Origin of the sequence: Aeromicrobium sp. 50.2.37 (genome assembly GCF_024655735.1) — a bacterium.
In the GTDB taxonomy this organism is placed as follows: Bacteria; Actinomycetota; Actinomycetes; order Propionibacteriales; family Nocardioidaceae; genus Aeromicrobium.
Genome location: NZ_JANLGG010000005.1, coordinates 60,117 through 78,711, shown reverse-complemented (window position 1 = coordinate 78,711; position 18,595 = coordinate 60,117). Strand labels below are relative to the sequence as shown.

15 protein-coding genes are annotated in these 18,595 nt (G+C 72.3%); 1 reads left to right on the top strand and 14 read right to left on the bottom strand.

Annotated features, from left to right (window positions below; all coding sequences use genetic code 11):
* Positions 1–7 precede the first annotated feature (7 nt).
* The 12 genes from secA to NUV38_RS04190 all read right to left on the bottom strand — a co-directional run bounded on the left by secA (position 8) and on the right by NUV38_RS04190 (position 13,779).
* On the bottom strand, positions 8–2,728 hold the full coding sequence (gene secA / locus NUV38_RS04245; protein ID WP_257727970.1) for a preprotein translocase subunit SecA: 2,721 nt from the start codon (positions 2,726–2,728) through the stop codon (positions 8–10).
* A 54-nt stretch (positions 2,729–2,782) separates the two neighbouring features.
* Positions 2,783–4,030, bottom strand: a complete 1,248-nt coding sequence (locus NUV38_RS04240; RefSeq protein ID WP_257727915.1) for a winged helix-turn-helix domain-containing protein — start codon at positions 4,028–4,030, stop codon at positions 2,783–2,785.
* A 77-nt stretch (positions 4,031–4,107) separates the two neighbouring features.
* A complete protein-coding gene (locus NUV38_RS04235; RefSeq protein ID WP_257727914.1) occupies positions 4,108–4,773 on the bottom strand; it encodes a response regulator transcription factor in 666 nt (221 codons plus the stop codon).
* Between the two features lie 32 nt (positions 4,774–4,805).
* Positions 4,806–5,462, bottom strand: a complete 657-nt coding sequence (gene hpf, locus NUV38_RS04230) for a ribosome hibernation-promoting factor, HPF/YfiA family (protein WP_257727913.1) — start codon at positions 5,460–5,462, stop codon at positions 4,806–4,808.
* A 126-nt stretch (positions 5,463–5,588) separates the two neighbouring features.
* Positions 5,589–6,260: a ComF family protein gene (locus NUV38_RS04225; RefSeq protein WP_257727912.1), complete on the bottom strand. Its 672-nt coding sequence runs from the start codon at positions 6,258–6,260 to the stop codon at positions 5,589–5,591.
* An 84-nt stretch (positions 6,261–6,344) separates the two neighbouring features.
* Entirely contained in the window at positions 6,345–8,069 is a 1,725-nt protein-coding gene (locus NUV38_RS04220) for a GerMN domain-containing protein (RefSeq protein ID WP_257727911.1), read from the bottom strand.
* Entirely contained in the window at positions 8,066–9,610 is a 1,545-nt protein-coding gene (mtrB, locus tag NUV38_RS04215) for an MtrAB system histidine kinase MtrB (protein ID WP_257727910.1), read from the bottom strand. The genes NUV38_RS04220 and mtrB overlap by 4 nt, the downstream gene beginning before the upstream one ends.
* A gap of 40 nt (positions 9,611–9,650) precedes the next feature.
* Positions 9,651–10,373, bottom strand: coding sequence for an MtrAB system response regulator MtrA (mtrA, locus tag NUV38_RS04210; protein WP_257727909.1), 723 nt, complete (start codon positions 10,371–10,373; stop codon positions 9,651–9,653).
* A gap of 49 nt (positions 10,374–10,422) precedes the next feature.
* The gene (ahcY, locus tag NUV38_RS04205) at positions 10,423–11,850 is read right to left on the bottom strand and encodes an adenosylhomocysteinase (RefSeq protein ID WP_257727908.1); all 1,428 of its coding nucleotides are present in this window, start codon (positions 11,848–11,850) and stop codon (positions 10,423–10,425) included.
* 42 nt (positions 11,851–11,892) lie between these two features.
* A complete protein-coding gene (locus NUV38_RS04200; RefSeq protein ID WP_082480477.1) occupies positions 11,893–12,063 on the bottom strand; it encodes a Trm112 family protein in 171 nt (56 codons plus the stop codon).
* Positions 12,064–12,081: 18 nt separating this feature from the next.
* A complete protein-coding gene (locus NUV38_RS04195) occupies positions 12,082–13,443 on the bottom strand; it encodes a phosphomannomutase/phosphoglucomutase (protein ID WP_257727907.1) in 1,362 nt (453 codons plus the stop codon).
* Entirely contained in the window at positions 13,444–13,779 is a 336-nt protein-coding gene (locus NUV38_RS04190) for a DUF3499 domain-containing protein (RefSeq protein WP_055968889.1), read from the bottom strand.
* 49 nt (positions 13,780–13,828) lie between these two features.
* On the opposite strand from NUV38_RS04190, the gene NUV38_RS04185 reads away from it, so the two are divergent.
* On the top strand, positions 13,829–14,278 hold the full coding sequence (locus NUV38_RS04185) for a metallopeptidase family protein (protein ID WP_257727905.1): 450 nt from the start codon (positions 13,829–13,831) through the stop codon (positions 14,276–14,278).
* 36 nt (positions 14,279–14,314) lie between these two features.
* Here the strand turns inward: NUV38_RS04185 and NUV38_RS04180 are convergent, their stop codons facing one another.
* The gene (locus NUV38_RS04180) at positions 14,315–15,736 is read right to left on the bottom strand and encodes a DUF5719 family protein (RefSeq protein WP_257727904.1); all 1,422 of its coding nucleotides are present in this window, start codon (positions 15,734–15,736) and stop codon (positions 14,315–14,317) included.
* Positions 15,733–18,564, bottom strand: coding sequence for a glycosyltransferase family 2 protein (locus NUV38_RS04175; protein ID WP_257727903.1), 2,832 nt, complete (start codon positions 18,562–18,564; stop codon positions 15,733–15,735). The genes NUV38_RS04180 and NUV38_RS04175 overlap by 4 nt, the downstream gene beginning before the upstream one ends.
* Positions 18,565–18,595: the final 31 nt, after the last annotated feature.

Genomic DNA, 18,595 nt, shown 5'->3' with positions numbered 1-18,595 from the left:
GCCCGCCTCAGCGGTTGCGCTTGCGGGACTGGCGCTGCGCCTTGGTCTTCTGGCGTGCCTTGGACTTCTGCTTGGCCTGGCGCTGCTTGTCGGCAGCGGGATCCTCGTCGTCGGAGTGCACCTCGACCTGGCCGTCCTCGGAGGGGGCCGAGTAGGAGAGCTTCTGCCCCGCGGACGATGCCGCCTTCGGCTCCAGACCCTTGGCCTGGACGTGCGGGTGGTCGTGCGTCTCGTCGACGGCACTCTCCTCCACCTGGACGTCGAGGTTGAACAGGAAGCCCACCGACTCCTCGGCGATGCTGTCCATCATGGCGCTGAACAGGTCGAAGCCCTCGCGCTGGTACTCCACGAGCGGGTCACGCTGCGAGTAGGCCCGCAGACCGATGCCCTCACGCAGGTAGTCCATCTCGTACAGGTGCTCACGCCACTTGCGATCGAGCACGCTCAGCACCACGCGGCGCTCCAGCTCACGGGTGACCGGCGCCCCGAGCTCCTCCTCGCGGCGCGCGTAGGCGGCGAGCGCGTCCTCGGTCATCGTGTCGACCAGGCTCTCGCGGGAGAGGTGCTCGCGTCCGCCGGCCTCCTCCTCGATCTCCTCGATCGTGCGGGAGACCGGGTAGAGCGTGCCGAGCGCGGTCCACAGCTGCTCGAGGTCCCACTGCTCGGGGAAGCCCTCGGTGGCGCCGTTGACGTACCCGGTGACCGTGTCGGTGATCATGGTCGTGACCTGGTCCTGCAGGTCGGCGCCCTCGAGCACCTTGCGGCGCTCGCCGTAGATGACCTCGCGCTGGCGGCTCATCACGTCGTCGTACTTGAGGATGTTCTTGCGGGTCTCGAAGTTCTGCGACTCGACCTGGCTCTGGGCCGACGCGATCGCACCGGTGACGCGCTTGTTCTCGATGGGCACGTCGTCGGGGATCTTCATCGTCTGGAGCACCCAGTTGACCCAGTCGGCCTTGAACAGGCGCATCAGGTCGTCCTCGAGCGACAGGTAGAAGCGGGTCTCGCCCGGATCGCCCTGACGGCCCGAACGTCCACGCAGCTGGTTGTCGATACGCCGTGACTCGTGGCGCTCGGTGCCGATGACCGCGAGGCCGCCGGCGTCCGTGACGGCCTGCTTCTCCTCGGCGACCTGGGCCTCGATGCGCTCGAGCGTGGCCGGCCAGGCGGCGCTGTACTCCTCGGCGTTCTCGAGCGGGTCCAGACCCTGCTTGCGCAGGGCCGCGTCCGCCAGGAACTCGACGCTGCCGCCGAGCATGATGTCGGTGCCTCGACCCGCCATGTTGGTGGCGACGGTGACCGCCCCTCGGTGACCTGCGACGGCGACGATGGCCGCCTCGCGCTCGTGCTGCTTGGCGTTCAGGACCTCGTGCGGGATGCCGCGCTTGCGCAGCAGCTTGGAGAGGCGCTCGCTCTTCTCGACGCTCGTGGTGCCGACGAGGATCGGCTGTCCGGACGTGTGCCGCTCCGCGATGTCCTCCACGACGGCGTCGAACTTGGCCGCCTCCGTGCGGTAGACGAGGTCGGGCTGGTCGGCACGGGCCACGGGCTTGTTCGTGGGGATGGGCACCACGCCGAGCCCGTAGGTCTTGTCGAACTCGCTCGCCTCGGTCATGGCCGTGCCGGTCATGCCGCCGAGCTTGTCGTAGAGACGGAAGTAGTTCTGCAGCGTGATCGTGGCGAGGGTCTGGTACTCCTCGCGGATCCGCACACCCTCCTTGGCCTCGATGGCCTGGTGCAGACCCTCGTTGTAGCGACGTCCGTCGAGGATGCGGCCGGTGTGCTCGTCGACGATGATCACGTTGCCGTCGAGGACCACGTAGTCCTTGTCGAGCCGGAACAGCTCCTTGGCCTTGATGGCGTTGTTGAGGAAGCTGATGAGGGGCGTGTTCACCGCGTCGTAGAGGTTGTCGATGCCGAGCTGGTCCTCGACGCGGTCGATGCCCTCCTCGGTGACCGAGACGGTGCGCTTCTTCTCGTCGACCTCGTAGTGCACGTCGATGGTCATCGCGCCCACGATCCGCGCGAACTCGCCGTACCACTTCACCTCGTCCTCGGTGGGGCCGGAGATGATGAGCGGCGTGCGCGCCTCGTCGATGAGGATGGAGTCGACCTCGTCGACGATGGCGAAGTTGTGGCCGCGCTGGACGCAGGCCGCGATGTCGTCGGCCATGTTGTCGCGCAGGTAGTCGAAGCCGAACTCGTTGTTGGTGCCGTAGGTGATGTCGCACGCGTAGGCGTCGCGGCGCTCCGGCGGGGTCATGCTGGGCAGGATCATGCCCACGCTGAGCCCGAGGTAGGTGTAGACACGACCCATCCACTCGGCGTGGTAGCGCGCGAGGTAGTCGTTGACCGTGATGACGTGCACGCCCTTGCCCGTGAGGGCGTTGAGGTAGCTGGGGAGCGTCGCCACGAGGGTCTTGCCCTCACCGGTCTTCATCTCCGCGATGTTGCCGAGGTGCAGCGCGGCGCCACCCTGGACCTGCACGTCGAAGTGCCTCTGCCCGAGCACGCGGCTCGCGGCCTCACGCACCGTGGCGAACGCCTCGGGCATCAGGTCGTCGAGGGTCTCGCCGTTCTCGAGGCGCTCACGGAACTCGGCGGTCATGCCGCGCAGCTCGTCCTCGCTCATCTCGCGGAACTCGTCCTCGAGCGCGTTGACCTGCTTGGAGATCGCGGCGAGCTGCCGCAGGATCTTGCCTTCGCCTGCGCGGAGGATCTTGTCGATGACCTTGGGCACGGTGGACGCACTCCTGAGTTGGTAAGTCGGGCTTCTCGCAGTCTATGCCGAGCGGCCTGACGTCCGGGGTCGGGTCGTGGACCCCTGCACCAGGCCGCGCAGCGTCTCGACGAGGTCGCCGCGGTGGCCGACCTCGATCGCGTCGAGACCGAGCCAGCCCGCCATGGTGCGCAGCTCCTCGGCGAGCTCGGCCGCGGTGTCTCCCGGCGCACCGACCTCGGCCCAGGCGCCGTGCACGACGAGGGTGCCGCGAGACCGGTCCGCCTTGAGGTCGACGCGGGCGACCAGGTCGTCGCCGAGCAGGAAGGGCAGCACGTAGTACCCGAACTCGCGCTGGGCCTTCGGCACGTAGATCTCGATGCGGTAGCGGAAGCCGAACAGCCGCTCCGTACGCTCGCGCTCGAAGACGACCGGGTCGAAGGGGCTGAGCAGGGCGCGTGCGCGCACCACTCGCGGCCGGACGGCCTCGTGGTGCACCCAGGCCGGCCGGTCCCACCCCCGGACCTGGACCGGCAGCAGCACGCCGGCGTCGGCCAGGTCCTCGATGGCGGCCCGCGTGGGCTCCGGGGCGGACCGGAAGTAGTCGCGCAGGCACGGGGCCGTGGCGACCCCGTGGGCTCGCGCCGCGTGCTCGACCATGACCCGGTGCGCCTCGGCCTCGTCGAGCGCAGGTCGCGCCAGCACCGCCGCGGGGATCACCCGCTCGGGAAGGTCGTACTGGCGCTCGAACTGAGCGGTGCGCCGCGCCGACGTGAGCTGCCCGGTGTGGAAGAGGTACTCGAGCGCGTTCTTCGTGGCCGACCAGTTCCAGCCCCAGTGGGACCGGTCCCGATCGACCTCCTCACCGACGGCGGCGTCGACCTGGCGAGCGGTGCGCGGGCCGTGCGCGGCCACGTGCTCCAGCACCGCGTCGACGAGGTCGGGCTGCTCCTGCGCCACCCGTTCGGGTCCGCCCCACAGACCGCGCCGGCTGGCCATGCGGTGCTGCATGGCCGGCCACAGGTCGACGTCGACGAAGGTCGCCACGTGCGCCCAGTACTCGAACATCGCGCGTGGTGCGCGCCCTGCCGCCCGATGGAAGACCTCGAGGTCGTAGGGCCCGACGCGTGAGTACAGCGGCAGGTAGTGCGCCCGTTGCAGCACGTTCACCGAGTCGATCTGGAAGAAGCCCAGACGGCGCAGCGTCGAGACGAGGTGGCGCCGCTCGACCGCGTCGGGGCGGGGACGCGTGAAGCCCTGCGCCGCGAGGGCGATCCGGCGGGCCTGCAGGGTCGTGAGTCGTTCGGTCACACCCTCGATCCTGCCCTGCGGCACGGACGGATCCCGCAGGAGCCGTCACCGCGGCTCGACCACGACCTCCGGAGCGCTCAGACCGAGTCGTCGAGCAGGTTGCTGCGCACCGCGTACATGGCCGCCTCCATGCGCGACTTCATCTGCAGCTTCTCCAGCATGTTGCGGATGTGGTTCTTGACCGTGTTCTCGCTGATGTAGAGCTCCTCGGCGATCTCACGGTTGCTCAGCCCCTTCGCGACAAGCCGCAGCACCTGCAGCTCGCGCTGGGTCAGCTGCGCCGTGGCCGGCGCCGGGCTGCGCGACATCTGCACGAACTCGTCGAGCAGCTTGGTGGCCATGCTGGGGCTGATCAGCGACTGGCCCGCGGCCACGAGCCGGACGGCCTCGGCGACCTGGTCGTAGGTCGAGCCGTCCTTGAGCAGGTAGCCGGAGGCGCCGCTGCGGATCGACTCGTAGAGGTCGGACTCCTCGTCGCTGGCGGTCAGCATGATGATGCCGGTCGAGGGCGAGATGGCCTTGATCGCCTTGCAGACCTCGACCCCCGAGCGACCGGGCATCCGGACGTCGAGCAGGACCACGTCGGCCGGGGTGTCCTCCACCGCTGCGATGGCCTGGTCGCCGTCGCCGACCTCGACGAGCTCGAGGTCGGCGTCGGCGCTCAGCACCATCGACACGCCACGACGGAACAGCTCCTGGTCGTCGACGAGCAGCACACGGATACGAGGTGCCCGAGAAGTCACTCCCGCATCATGCCACGCAGCGCGCGATCGCGTCAGGGGGCGATCCCGCCCTCGATCGTGCCCGACTCGTCGACGTCGAGGTGGATGACGCCGTAGTCGTAGCCCTTGCGCAGGTACACGACGCTCGGACGCATCGAGTCCTTCTCGAGGAACAGGTAGAAGTCGTGACCGACCAGCTCCATCTCGTAGAGCGCCTGCTCGAGGGTCATGGGGACCCCGCTGTGCGTCTTCTCGCGCACCACGAGCGGGCAGTCGCCCTGCACCTCCACGCCGGCGATCGTGGTGGTCTCCACGTCCGGGTCGTCCTGGCTGCCGTCGAGCAGGTCGGTCGAGAGGTCGGCCGGCATCTGCGCGATCGAGGTGGGTCGACGCTTGCCGTGGCTGATCCGGCGGCGGTCGGTCGCGCGACGCAGCTGCGCCTCCAGCTTGTCGATCGCCGAGTCGAGCGCCGAGTGCTGGTCGGTCGAGCTCGCCTCGGCCCGGACCGCCGGGCCGCGTGAACGCAGGGTCATCTCGACGCGCGCGGCGTGCTCGTGCTGGCGAGGGTTCTTCTCGTGGGTGACCTCGACCTCGACGCGGTGGATCTTCTGGCGCTGGTCGTACTTCTCGATCCGGTGCAGCTTGTCCTGGACGTGCTCGCGGAATCGTTCGGAGATCTCGCTGTTCCGGCCGTTGACGACGATTTCCATGGAGGGCCTCCCTGCGCTCGGTCGTGCGGTTCACATATCAGTGACCGTAGACCGCCGGGGGCCCATATTCCAGAGGACGGCCGAGTTCGTCCCGAACGGCGGGTGTCCTCGCCCGCGGTCCCGGCCCTACCGCACCTCCCCCGCGGTCGATCCGGGCGCCGGACGTGCCGCCACGACGGCGGCCCCGAGCACACCGACGCCGTCGGAGACGAGCACGCGGACGGCCTCGGCCACCGTGGCGCCCGTGGTGACGACGTCGTCGACGACCACCACGTCCGGACCGCCGGGCAGGCGACGACGCGACCGTCGGAGCGCGCCGTCGAGATTCCCACGACGCTCGCGTGCGGCCAGACCCACCTGGTCCCTCGGCTCCCGCTCGAAGGCGAGGGCGGCCACCACCGTCGACCGCAGCCCCACCGCCTCCAGCCGCCGGGAGGCCTCCTGGGCCGCACCGGCCAGCAGGTCACCGCCACGTCGTCGTCTGCCGCGTCGCGTGGTCGGCACCGGGACCAGGCAGACGGCCGGGCCCGGCTCGAGCGCGCACACGGACGCCGCGACGAGCGCACCGATCGTCGGGGTCAGTCGCGTGTGTCCGCCCCGCTTCCAGGCCAGCATCACGTCCCGCAGCACACCGTCGTGCTCCCCGACCGCCACGACCCGGACCGGTCGCTCCGAGACCGTCCGCGGTCGCGGAGCGATCCTGCGCCGGCAGGGTCCGCACAGGTCCACGGCCGGCGACCCGCAGCCTGCGCAGGCGGCGCCGAGCAGCAGGTCGGCCGCGGCGAGCAGGGGGTCCACCCCACGAGCGTGGGCCGCCCGCGGACCTCGCACCAGAGGTGCCCCGCGGGGTGTGGACGGCTGGACCGCGACCCGTCGGCGGGATCAGACCCCTGGGGACAGCGTGCTGACCGCTCCGACGCCGAGCCGTGTCCAGGTGGCTCCGGGCCCGAGGTACCAGAGCCGGTCGCGCCGGTCGACGGCCCAACGCTGCTCCCCCGCGACCACGAGGGTCCGCGCCCCGACGTCGGGCAGCACCGGCGCTCCACCGGCCCCGCCCCCCTCCAGCTCCGTGCCGTCGGCCATGCCCTCGAAGACCTGCCGCCCGAGGTCGGTGTCACCGAGGAACGCCAGACGCGCTCCGTCGACCCAGGCCACCGAGGCCGGCCGGCCGACGTCCCACCGCAGCGCGACGGACGCACCGAGGCCCACCACGCGGTCGTCGGCGGACCGCTGCACCGCCCCGATGCGGACCCGGCCACCGGTGCCGTCGTCCGCGCCGGCGGTGGTGATCGCGTACCGCGACCCGTCGGGCGAGAGGGCGAACGACGTGACGTCCAGCGACGCCAACGACGCCGACAGGAGCGACCGCGTGGCGTCGGGCTCGACGACCCGCGCCCGCGCCACGCCGCCGGGACGGTCGACGACGACGAGCACGTCGTCGGGGAGCCACCGGGCCGAGACGAGGTCCGCCACGGCGATCTCCACCCGGTCCTCGCCCGAGGTCCTGCGGACCACCAGTGCGTCGCCCGAGCGGGACAAGGTGGCCACCCGCGACGGCCCCACGTCGATGGCGGCGGTCTCGTCCGGGTCGACGCCCCAGGCCTCGGGCACCGGGCGCGTCGTGGAACCCACGATCTCGACGACAGCAGGGTCCTCCCCGTCGAGCACGGCGAAGGGACCCGACTCCACCGCGCGCGGCACGTACCGTCGCCACGACCCGACCGGCTGCACCCGCTGCCCCCGCGGTGTCAGCACGGTGGCACCCGCCGTGACCCGCACCCCGGTCACGTCGCGGACCTGGCTCAGCGTCCAGACGAGCTGTGCGACCAGACGACCCTGGTCGGCGACCGACAGCTGCGCGGCCTCCGGCCCCAGGTCGACCTCGGCGACGCCGTCGGCGTCCACCGGGACCGACGGTCGCAGGTCGCCCAGGCCGGGGACGTAGGTCCGGAGCTGGGCGGTGGAGTCGGAGGGTCCCCGAGCCAGCGACGTGACGAGCGAGGTCGCGAGCTGCTCACCCGCCGGCAGGTGCACCACCGAGGGCACCAGGCGCTCACCGGAGCGGTCGAAGAAGAACACCGGGAACGCCCGGTAGTAGTCGGCGTAGAACTTCTCCGTGACCAGCAGACCCTCCGGCGGGGCCGAGATCCGCCACTGCCCGTCCACCTGCTGCAGGCCGAACGAGCGTCGTTCCCCGGAGGCGGCGGGCTGGACACGACCGCGCGCATCGAGGTCGAGCACGCCACGTGCGGTGAGCTCCACCTCCATGCCGTCGTCGCGGCGCTCCCCACGCACGGCGGACACCACCGGGTCCCGGTAGACGTGCGTGGCGGCCGCCGGGTTCCAGCGCTCGGCCGCGCCCTGCGTGAGGTACTGCTCGGCGACACCGGTCGACGGGGGGAACGCGAGCATCGCGTCGAGGTAGCCGGAGACCACCTGCTGCGGCGTGGCGTCCGGGCTCGGCGGGGCCGGGGCGTAGCGGACCGTGCTCTGGCCGAGGTCGTCGTCCTCGCGGACCTGCTGCACGGTCCCCCCGGTCGGGATGCCCGAGCAACCGGCCGCGACCACGAGGCCGACCGCCGCGGCGACCAGCCGCAGGCGCCTCATGCGAAGACCCTGCGGACCACCGGCAGGGGCGCCACGGAACGTCGGGCCGGGTCGACGACGCGCGGGAGCGTCAGCACGAACTCACTGCCCTCGCCTGCCCTTCCCCACGCCTGGAGGGTTCCGCCGTGGAGCACGGCGTCCTCGCGCGAGATCGCCAGCCCCAGCCCGGTGCCACCCTGGGTGCGTGCCGGATCGGCACGCCAGAACCGGTCGAAGACCCGCAGGTTCTCGTCGCCCTGCAGGCCTACGCCGAAGTCGCGGACCGCGAGGGAGACCGCGAACGCGTCCTGGGCGACCTCGATCTCGACGACGTCGGAACCGCTGTACTTCGCCGCGTTGGCCACCAGGTTGCGCACGATCCGGTCGATGCGGCGGATGTCGGCCTGCACCACGGCCGGACGATCTGCACCCACCGCGCGGCCGGTGATGCCACCGCGCGTCAGGATCGGGTCCTCGGCCGCGGCCCGGGCCACCCGCGCGAGGTCGACGTCCGCGAGCTCGAGCTGCGCCGCGCCCGCGTCGAAACGACTGAGGTCGAGCAGGTTCGACAGCAGCTCCTCGAAGCGGTCGAGCTCCCGCTTGAGGAGCTCGGTCGAGCGGGCCGTCTGGGGGTCGAAGCGACGCCGGGCGTCGAACAGCACCTCGCTCGCCATCTGCACGGTCGTGAGCGGGGTGCGCAGCTCGTGGGAGACGTCGGAGACGAAGCGCTGCTGCAGACGCGAGAGGTCCTCGAGACGTCGGATCTGGCTCTGCAGGCTGGCGGCCATCTGGTTGAACGACGTGGACAGACGGGCGATGTCGTCCTCGCCACTCACGTGCATGCGCTGCTCGAGACTGCCGGCGGCGTACCGCTCCGCGATGCGCCGGGCCAGCCGGACCGGCGTGAGGACCTGGCGCGAGACGATGAACGCGACCCCGCCGACCATCAGCATCATGGCCAGGCCGCCGAGCAGCAGCGCGTTGCGCACGAGCGACAGCGTCTGCTGCTGCTCCGAGAGCGAGAAGAGGTAGAAGAGGGCGTAGGTGTCGCCCGTCCCCGGCGATCGGAGCTGGCTGCCGACCACCACGGCCGGACTGGCGTCGGCACCCACGAGCGACAGCTCGGAGTAGCGCCAGAACACGCCGGGACCGTCCAGGACCTCGGCGCGCAGGTCCGTCGGCAAGGAGCCGGGAGCGAGCTCGGCCGACGACCGGACCGGCGGTGCCCCGCTGCCGGAGCCGAGCGGCCCCTCGAGCACGAGCTCGTAGGCACGGTTCTCGCTGTCGGTGTCGGTGACCGAGTCGACCAGCTGGGTCAGGGTGGGGGCCTGGGCCTGGGGCTGCGTCTCGACCGCTGCGTCGAGCTCGGCCTGGGCCTTCTCGAACCCCGTGCGGGCCTCGGCGACGGCGGTGTCGCTGCGGCTCTCGGTGAGGCCGTCGGCGACCTGCTGCAGCAGCGCCCACCCCACGAGCCCCACCACCAGCGCCACGAGCAGGACGGTGCTGGTCACCACCCGCGTCTGCAGCGAGCGACGCCAGAGCGAGGCGACCCGACGGATCACGTGGCCCGCCGACGCCGGGTGGCCGGAGCCGGCGCCGCCGTCATGGAGCCGTGCCGTGCTCGTCGACGGCGACGGGCGAGATGGCCTGGTAGCCCACCCCGCGCACGGTGCGGATCACCTCGGGCGACTCGGCGTCGTCCTCGATCTTGGACCGCAGCCGGGTCATGTGGACGTTCACGAGCTTGGTGTCGCCCGGGTGGTGGTAGCCCCACACGCGCTCGAGGAGCACCTCGCGGGTGAACACCTGCTCGGGGTTGCCCAGCAGGCACGCCAGCAGGTCGAACTCCAGCGGTGTCAGGTCGAGCGAACGTCCCTTGCGGCTCACGGTGTGGGCCGCAGGGTCGAGCACGATGTCGCCGAACTCGAGCACCTCGCCCACCGCGTCGGTGCGACGAAGGCGCGCCCGCACCCGCGCCACCAGCTCGGTGTTCTTGAACGGCTTGGTGATGTAGTCGTCCGCACCGGCTTCGAGACCGCGCACCACGTCGGGGGTGTCGGACTTGGCCGTGAGCATGATGATCGGCACGGCCGAACCGGCGCGGATCTGCCGGCACACCTTCATGCCGTCCAGCCCGGGCAGCATGAGGTCGAGCAGCACCACGTCGGGCTTGAACGCCCCGAAGGCCGCCATCACCTCGTCGCCGGACCGGCAGACCATGGTGGTGAGGCCCTCGGCCTCGAGCACGATGGTCAGCATCTCGGCGAGCGACGCGTCGTCGTCGACGACGAGCACCCGGTCGCGCTTGCTGCGCCGGTAGCTCATCGACGCTCGACCGCCGTGTGCCGGACCATCGTGCTCGCTCGCACCACCCTCAGTAGCGGTAGAGGTCCGACTTGTACGGCCCCGCCACGTCGACGCCGAGGTACGCGGCCTGCTCCTTCGTGAGCTCGGTGAGCTCGACACCCAGGGCGTCGAGGTGCAGGCGGGCGACCTCCTCGTCGAGGTGCTTGGGCAGCACGTGCACGCCCAGCTCGTACTGGTCGGCCTTCGTGAACAGCTCGACCTGCGCGAGCACCTGGTTGGTGAAGGAGTTGCTCATCACGAACGACGGGTGGCCGGTGGCGTTGCCGAGGTTGAGCAGACGACCCTCCGAGAGCACGATGATCTTCTTGCCGTCCGGGAAGATCCACTGGTGGACCTGCGGCTTGATCTCGTCCTTGACGATGCCGGGGATCTTGGCCAGGCCCGCCATGTTGATCTCGTTGTCGAAGTGGCCGATGTTGCCGACGATGGCCTGGTTCTTCATCTTCTCGAAGTGCTCGACGGTGATGATGTCGAAGTTGCCCGTCGTGGTGATGAAGATGTCGGCCGTCTCGACGACGGACTCGAGGCGCTTGACCTCGTAGCCGTCCATCGCCGCCTGGAGGGCGCAGATCGGGTCGATCTCGGTGACGATGACGCGCGCACCCTGGCCGCGCAGGGACTCCGCCGAGCCCTTGCCGACGTCGCCGTAGCCGCACACGACGGCGACCTTGCCGCCGATCATCACGTCGGTGGCGCGGTTGATGCCGTCGATCAGCGAGTGGCGGCAGCCGTACTTGTTGTCGAACTTGCTCTTGGTGACCGAGTCGTTGACGTTGATCGCCGGGAAGAGCAGCGTGCCCTCGCGGAAGCGGTCGTAGAGGCGCAGGACGCCGGTGGTGGTCTCCTCGGAGACACCCTTGATCATCGGGGCGCGGTTCGTCCAGCGCTGCGGGTCGTCCTCCAGCGAGCGGGCCAGCACGCGCAGCACCTCCTTGAACTCCTCGTTGTCGGTGGAGTCCTGCGGCGGCACGGCGCCGACCTTCTCGTACTCGACGCCGAGGTGCAGCAGCATCGTGATGTCCCCACCGTCGTCGAGGAGCATGTTCGGTCCGCCCTCGGCGAAGTCGAAGACCTTCTCGGCCTCGTCCCAGTACTCGGCCAGGCTCTCGCCCTTCCAGGCGAAGACCGGGACGCCCTGCGGGTCGTCCGGCGTGCCGTTCGGGCCGACGACGACCGCAGCGGCCGCGTGGTCCTGGGTGGAGAAGATGTTGCAGGTGGCCCAGCGGATGTCGGCGCCCAGGTCGGCGAGGGTCTCGATCAGCACGGCGGTCTGGACCGTCATGTGCAGCGAACCGGCGATGCGGGCGCCCGCGAGGGGCTTCTTGTCCCCGAAGCGCTCGCGCATGGCCATCAGGCCCGGCATCTCGTGCTCGGCGAGCTCGATCTCCTTGCGTCCGAACTCGGCGAGCGACAGGTCAGCGACGTTGAAATCCATGCCGCTCAGGATACCCGGCCCACCCCCGGTCCGTGGGGGGAGTCAGGAGAGAGCGCGCGCTTCCTCGACCAGCATCACCGGGATGTCGTCACGGACCGGGTAGGCGAGGCTGCAGGCCTGGCACACCAGCTCCGACGCGTCGTGGTCGACGAACAGCGACGACCGGCACTGCGGGCAGACCAGGATCTCCAGGAGTGCGGGGTCGAGGATCATGCGTCCACCCTAGTGGGCTCAGGCCCGGATCGCGGCGAGCACCTCGTCGCGCACCCGCCCCATCGTGGCCTCGTCGGCGCCCTCGACGTTGAGCCGCAGCAGCGGCTCGGTGTTGGAGGCTCGCACGTTGAACCACCAGTCGGGAGCGGTGACCGTCAGCCCGTCGAGCCGGTCCTGCTCGTGGTCGGCGTAGGAGCGGACGAGTCGTTCGATCACGGCGTCCGCGTCGTCGACCCGGCTGTTGATCTCGCCCGAGGCGCTGTAGCGCGAGTACTCCGCCATGAGGGCGCTCACCGTGGAGTCGGTCTCGGCCAGGGCGGCCAGGACGTGCAGCGCCGCCAGCATCCCGGAGTCGGCGAGGTAGAACTCGCGGAAGTAGAAGTGCCCGGAGTGCTCGCCGCCGAAGACCGCGCCGGTGCGGGCCATCTCCGCCTTGATCAGCGAGTGCCCGACGGGGGTCCGGACGGGCACTCCCCCACGCTCGGTGACGATCTCGGGGACGGCCCGAGAGCAGATGACGTTGTGCAGGATGGTGGCGCCGGGCTCGAGGAGCAGGTGGCGCGACGCCACGAGCGCCGTGATGGCGGACGGCGCGACGACGTCGCCGTGCTCGTCGATCACGAAGCAGCGGTCGGCGTCACCGTCGAACGCCAGACCGAGGTCGGCCCCGTGCTCACGGACCGCGGCCTGCAGGTCCACCAGGGTGCTGTGGTCGAGCGGGTTGGCCTCGTGGTTCGGGAAGGTGCCGTCGAGCTCGAGGTACAGACCGATCACCTCGAGGTCCAGACGGCCCAGCACGGCGGGGACCGTGTGCCCGGCCATCCCGTTGCCGGCATCCACCACGACCTTCAGCCGACGGCCCTCGACCGGCGCCAGGCCCAGCAGCGTGTCGGCGTAGGTGGTCAGGAACTCCAGCGTCTCGACGGTGCCGACCGGCGCCGGCACCGCGGACTCCTCACGCTCGAGCAGCGGGCCGGCTGCCTCGGCCATGGCCGCCAGGCCGGTGGACAGGCCGATCGGCCGCGCACCCGCGCGGCACAGCTTGAGGCCGTTGTCGGCCGCGGGGTTGTGGCTGGCGGTGACCATGACGCCCGGGACGTCGAGCACGCCGGACGCGCAGTACAGCATGTCGGTGGAGGCGAGCCCGATGTCGACCACGTCGGCACCGCGGGACCGGATCCCGTCGGCGAGCGCCCGGACCACCTCCGGCGAGGAGGCCCGCATGTCGCGGCCGACCACGGCACGTCCCCGGCCGTCGGCGATGCCCACCTCGTCGGCGAAGGCCTCGCCGAGCGCCCGCGCGATGGTGGTGTCGAGCTGGTCGGGGACCCGACCACGGACGTCGTAGGCCTTGACGACAGGGCGCAGCCGTGCGTGCATTCAGTCCTCGTTCGGTGGGGGGACCAGGGTCAGTCCCGGGGGTCCCGGTGCGGGACGCGGACGGCGACGGCCGACCTCGCGCACCGCGTCGGCGAGCGCCAGGAGGTCGTCGTGGCTCGGGCGAACCGTGGACGGGTCGGGGGCGAGCCGCAGCACGCTCCAGCCGTTGGGCGCGGACAACCGGGCGGAGTGCGCCTCGCACAGGTCGTAGGTGTGAGGCTCGGCCGCCGTGGCCAGCGGACCCAGGACGGCGGTCTGGTCGGCGTAGACATAGGTCAGCGTCGCCACAGCCGGCTGGGAGCACGCGGACCGCGTGCAGCGTCGAACAGCACCCACCCGCCGAGCGTAGCCGGGCGATCGCCCTCCGGGCCGTTAGGCTCACGGTGTGGCGGGACGTCTGCAGCACCTCGGCGGGGCGGTGAGCGGACCCCGGCCCGGTCGGATGCGGGCTCGCCGACGCGCTGCACGCGGGCCGCTCGCCCTGCCCGGCCCGTTGTCACCCGCGAGCGTCCCGGCCCACCGGACGCCCCGCGAGGAGTTCGACCACCTGGTCGCCGGCGTGCTCGCGCCGCTGGAGAAGCACTTCGACGCCGAGCCCGACGAGGTCGAGGTGGTCGTTGAGGACGTCCCCCTGCTGCCGGCCGACTGGACCGACGAGGTGCCGCTGAGCAACCTGTCGCGACGCGGCGACGTGGCCCTCGTGGTGCTCTACCGACGACCGCTCACCGACCACTGCACCAGTCGGATCGAGCTCGAGGACCGGGTGTGGGACGTCGTCCTGCACCGCCTCGCCGAGGTCTGGCAGGTCTCCCCCGACGACCTCGATCCTCGCTGAGCCTCGGCGACCGCACCGCAGGGTCGTGGGCCGGGCTCAGGGCGCCGGTCGGACCCGTGGCGCGAGGACGTCCGTCGGGGCAGCGGTCAGCGCCAGGCTCGCTCTCCGGTCGCCGTCGCTGAACTGCGCCGCGCCGACCACGCCCCCGGTCGAGCGGACCACGAGCGACGTCGCGCCGTCGAGGTCGAGCTCGTCGTCGGGGTCCACCCCGATCGTCGTGCCTGCGGGGACCGTCACCTCGGCACGCGACACCACCGCGAGGTCGGCGTCGCGGGCCTCGAGGACGACCCGTCGGTCCACGTCGGCGCCGGGCGCGCTGAGCACGAGCTCGGGCACGCCGAGACCTCCCTTGACCGGGACCACCGCCGGGCCGGTCCACGGCCCGACCGCCTCCGTCACCGCCATGTCGTCGCCGGTCGGGGACACCGAGGCCGTCGCCACGACCGGGGTGTCGGCGACCAGGCGGAGGGCGACGCGTCCCGACCCCGCGCTGCGCGGGACGTCGACCGACACGACCCGTCCGGCCCCGACCTTCACCTCGCCCAAGCCCTCGGGAACGAACGCACCGTCCGATCCGAGCACCTCGACCGCGACGCGTGCCGTCGACCCCGACGGGTTGAGCACGTGGAGCGTGCGGCCGCGCTCCCCGGCCGGGAGGCCGGCCAGCACGAGGCGGCGCGCGGGCGCGGGTGCCGGGCTCACGAGCTCCGAGCCCTGCGAGGCCCCCGTGGAGGTGTCGAGCACGGAGACGGCGACGGCACCGCGACGACGGGAGACGTGCACGCCGAGGTCGGGCTCGCCCGCCGCGAGATCGGCCAGCGGCACCGTGCGGATGTCGCCCGGCTCCACGACGAGACCGTCCCCTCCCACCGCGTCGACGGGGCCGTCCGCCGACCACAGCGCCACGTCGACGACGGCCGGGGTGTCGGCGAGGTTCGTCAGCACGAGGTCGCTCAGGTGCCGCTGGCCCGATCCGAGCCCGGCGTACCAGGCGTCGTCGACGACGCCCGGGCACCGGCCGACGACCAGGCCGTCGCCCTGGTCCTCGTCGAGGGTCCCGGAGACGAAGCCGACCGCGCCGGACCCCGTGCCGCGCTGCGTGACGACGAGCGCGTCGGCGTCGTCGCCCAGCACGTCGGCGAGCTCGGAGCGGACCCAGCTCCGCGGGTCGGCGGCACCGTCGACGTCGGCGCCACCGGGAAGCGACCGGGCCGACGTGGACGATCCCGCGTCGACCTGGCCCGTGGCGAGGTCGGGCGCCCCGGTGCAGGCGTAGGTCGTCTCGCGCGCGGGCACGGGACGCGGCGCCTCGGTCGACTCCGGTGCGGCGGGCGCGAGCCCGGCCACGACGACCAGGCCGGCCGCGACCCCCGGCAGCAGGGCGAACGCGAGCCCGCGACCACCGCGGGGTGCGGTGCGAGATCGCGACCCGCCGCGCACGCGCGTTCCGCCACTCATGCCCGGACCTCCTCGACGTCGTCCTCGAGGGTGCTCTCGCGACGCTGGACCGGTGCGGTGAGCACGATGGCGAGGAGCCACAGCCCGAGCTGAGCGCCGGCGACCCACGGCCGCCACGCCACACCGTCGACGGCGGGCGGGTCGGCCGGTTCGACCATCGTCCAGACGCGCGACGTCGGCGCGTCGCTGCCCGAGGGCTCCAGCAGGGGTGCGGCGTCGAGCGCTCGGGCCACACCGGCGTCCACGTCGGGGGCGTACACGGCGTCGATGCCCAGGGCGCCGAGCCGCCGGATCGCGTCGGCACCGGGCGCCGACAGCACCGACTCCACCGCGGCCGTGAGGTCCGCCGTCGATCGGTCGGACGGTCGCAGGCCCTCCTCGCCGATCACGGGCCCCTCCCCGCGGACGACCGCGACCTCGACGCCCTCGGCGGTCGAGCCCGAGACGACCAGGGTGTCGCCGGAGCGCTCGGTGAGGAAGGCCGGCACGCTGTCGGGTCGGGTCCGGTCGATCGGGTCGGCGACGCCGCGGGCCACCCACCACGCCGTCGTGCCGACGGGCAGGACGAGCGCGACGACCAGCAGCGCGATGCCTGCGCTCCGGCCCCGGTCGGCCGCCAGGGTCGGCACGCCGACCAGCGCCGCCGTGCCGAGCGCCAGGACGACGGCCCCGACCGGGACACCGACCCACGGCTGCACCGCAGCCGGGCTCCCCGGGACGGCACCGTCGACGACGACGCCCACGACCGCGACCGCCAGGGCCAGGAGGGCCAGCACCCAGCAGACCGCGGCGACCGAGCGCGTGGCCCGCGGCAGGAGTGCGAGGACCGCCAGGACGACGAGCCCCGCCCCGAGCCAGAGCGGCGCCTGCTCCGGCGAGCCCGCCCGGCCCACCACGAGCCCGAGGGCGGTCCGCCACCCCGGCCCGGCACCGGGCAGCAGCTCACCGCTCTCCCACCACCAGAGCATCGGGTGCAGCACACGGGTGAGCAGCCACGGCCCCACCAGGACGACGGCGACCGTCACGCCGATCAGCGCCGGCCGCGCGAGCCTGCGATCGACGAGCAGCAGGACCCCGAGACCGAGGACGGCCAGCAGGAGCACCACGGGCGCGAAGGCGGTGCCCACGGCCACCCAGATCCCCCACCGCAGCGCCGTGCGACGTGGCGCCTCCCCGTGGTCGGCCAGCTGCAGCGTCGTGGTGACCACGACGGGCAGCACGACGAGCGCGACGACCGTGCCGAGCCGGCCCTGCGAGACCGCTCCGGTGGCGACGACCGTCAGCGCGTAGCCGACCGCCCAGACGATCCGCAGCCTGCGATGGTCGGTGAGGCGTCGCCCCAGGCGATGCGCCGTGAGCCCGGCCAGGGGCACGGCCAGCAGGAGCAGAGGTCCGACGACGAGCCCCGGCGCGAACCACACGGGTGTGGAGGCGAGCGCCAGCAGCAGGACCGTCGTGGGCACCGGATCGGTGCTGCCCAGGCCGACGTCGTGGCTGCGCTCGAACCAGATCCGCCACCACTCCCCTGCCGAGCCGGGAGTGGCGCCGAGCGCGCCTCCGGTGAGCGAGCTCCCCGACGGCCCGACGAAGAGCCCCCGGGCGGCGAGGAGCGAGAGGAGCACCAGCACCGACACCGTGACGAGCCAGGGCCTCCTCCTCCACAACGACGGCCCGTCGTCGAGGGGCGCGTCACCGACGCCCTCGTCGGCCGTGGACCGGCGTCCCGTCGTCTCGACGGACTCGGGCCGCACGAGCGCCACGACCGCGTCGCGCGCAGCGTCGTACCCGTGCCGGTAGGGAAGCCAGAACGGCGCGAACAGGTGTCGGACCTCCCGGTCGTCGCGCCGAGCGGTGCCGATCCGGCTCCGTCGGGCGTCGCGCAGCTTCGCAGGGTGTCCGTAGACGGAGACCAGGGCCTGCAGCTCGTCGCCGGCCGCCTCGGGGTCACGAGCGACGAGGAGACCCAACGTGCGCAGGAGGGTCCCGGCCAGCAGCCGGAGGTACTGCCACCAGAAGCGGCGACCGGACACGTTCGCGAGCTGCACGTGGAGCGCTGCGCGGCGCTGCTCCCAGGCCTCGACGTCGCCCGCCACCCGCCGCCGCGTCCCGCGACGCGATGCCTCGGCGTGGAAGAGGACGGCCTGCGGGGCGATCCGGGTGCGGTACCCGGCCCGCGCCACGCGCCAGCCGAGGTCGACGTCGTCGAAGTACAGGGGGAGCTCGGCGTCGAGCCCGCCCAGCTCGTCCCACACGTCTCGTCGCACGAGCATGCCGGCCGTGTTGACCGCGAGCACGTCACGCGGCCAGTCGTGCTGCCCCGCGTCGGGCTCCCCCGTCTCCAGCCCGGTCTCCCTGGCGCCGGTGGACGTGACGGTCAGACCCACCTCCACGAGGCGCCGCAGGGAGGGCCACTCGCGGATCTTGGGACCGACCACGGCGATGTCGTCCGCCGTGGTGGCCTCGTCGAGGAGGGCGGCCAGCGTGTCGGGACGCACCGCCGCATCGTCGTGCAGGAGCCAGATCCAGTCCGTGCGCGGCATGGCCTCGACCGCCTGGTGGACGGCCTCGCCGAAGCCGGTCCCGGCCGGTGCGTACGTGATGCGGTCCGCACCGAACGAGGAGCGGACCAGGTCGGCTCCGTCGTCCGTGGAGCTGACGTCGACGACCCGCCACAGCGTGGGGTCGTGCTCGAGGGCGGCGAAGGAGGCCAGCACCTGCGGGAGCCACCGGGCTCCGTTGTGCGTGACGAGGACCGCCCCCACCGTCGGGGGCGACGATCGCCAGGCGGGGACGACAGGTGCCTCGTCCTCGGTGCCGGGCTCGTCCATGCCCGCCAACCTAGCGGGGGGCGAAAGTGGG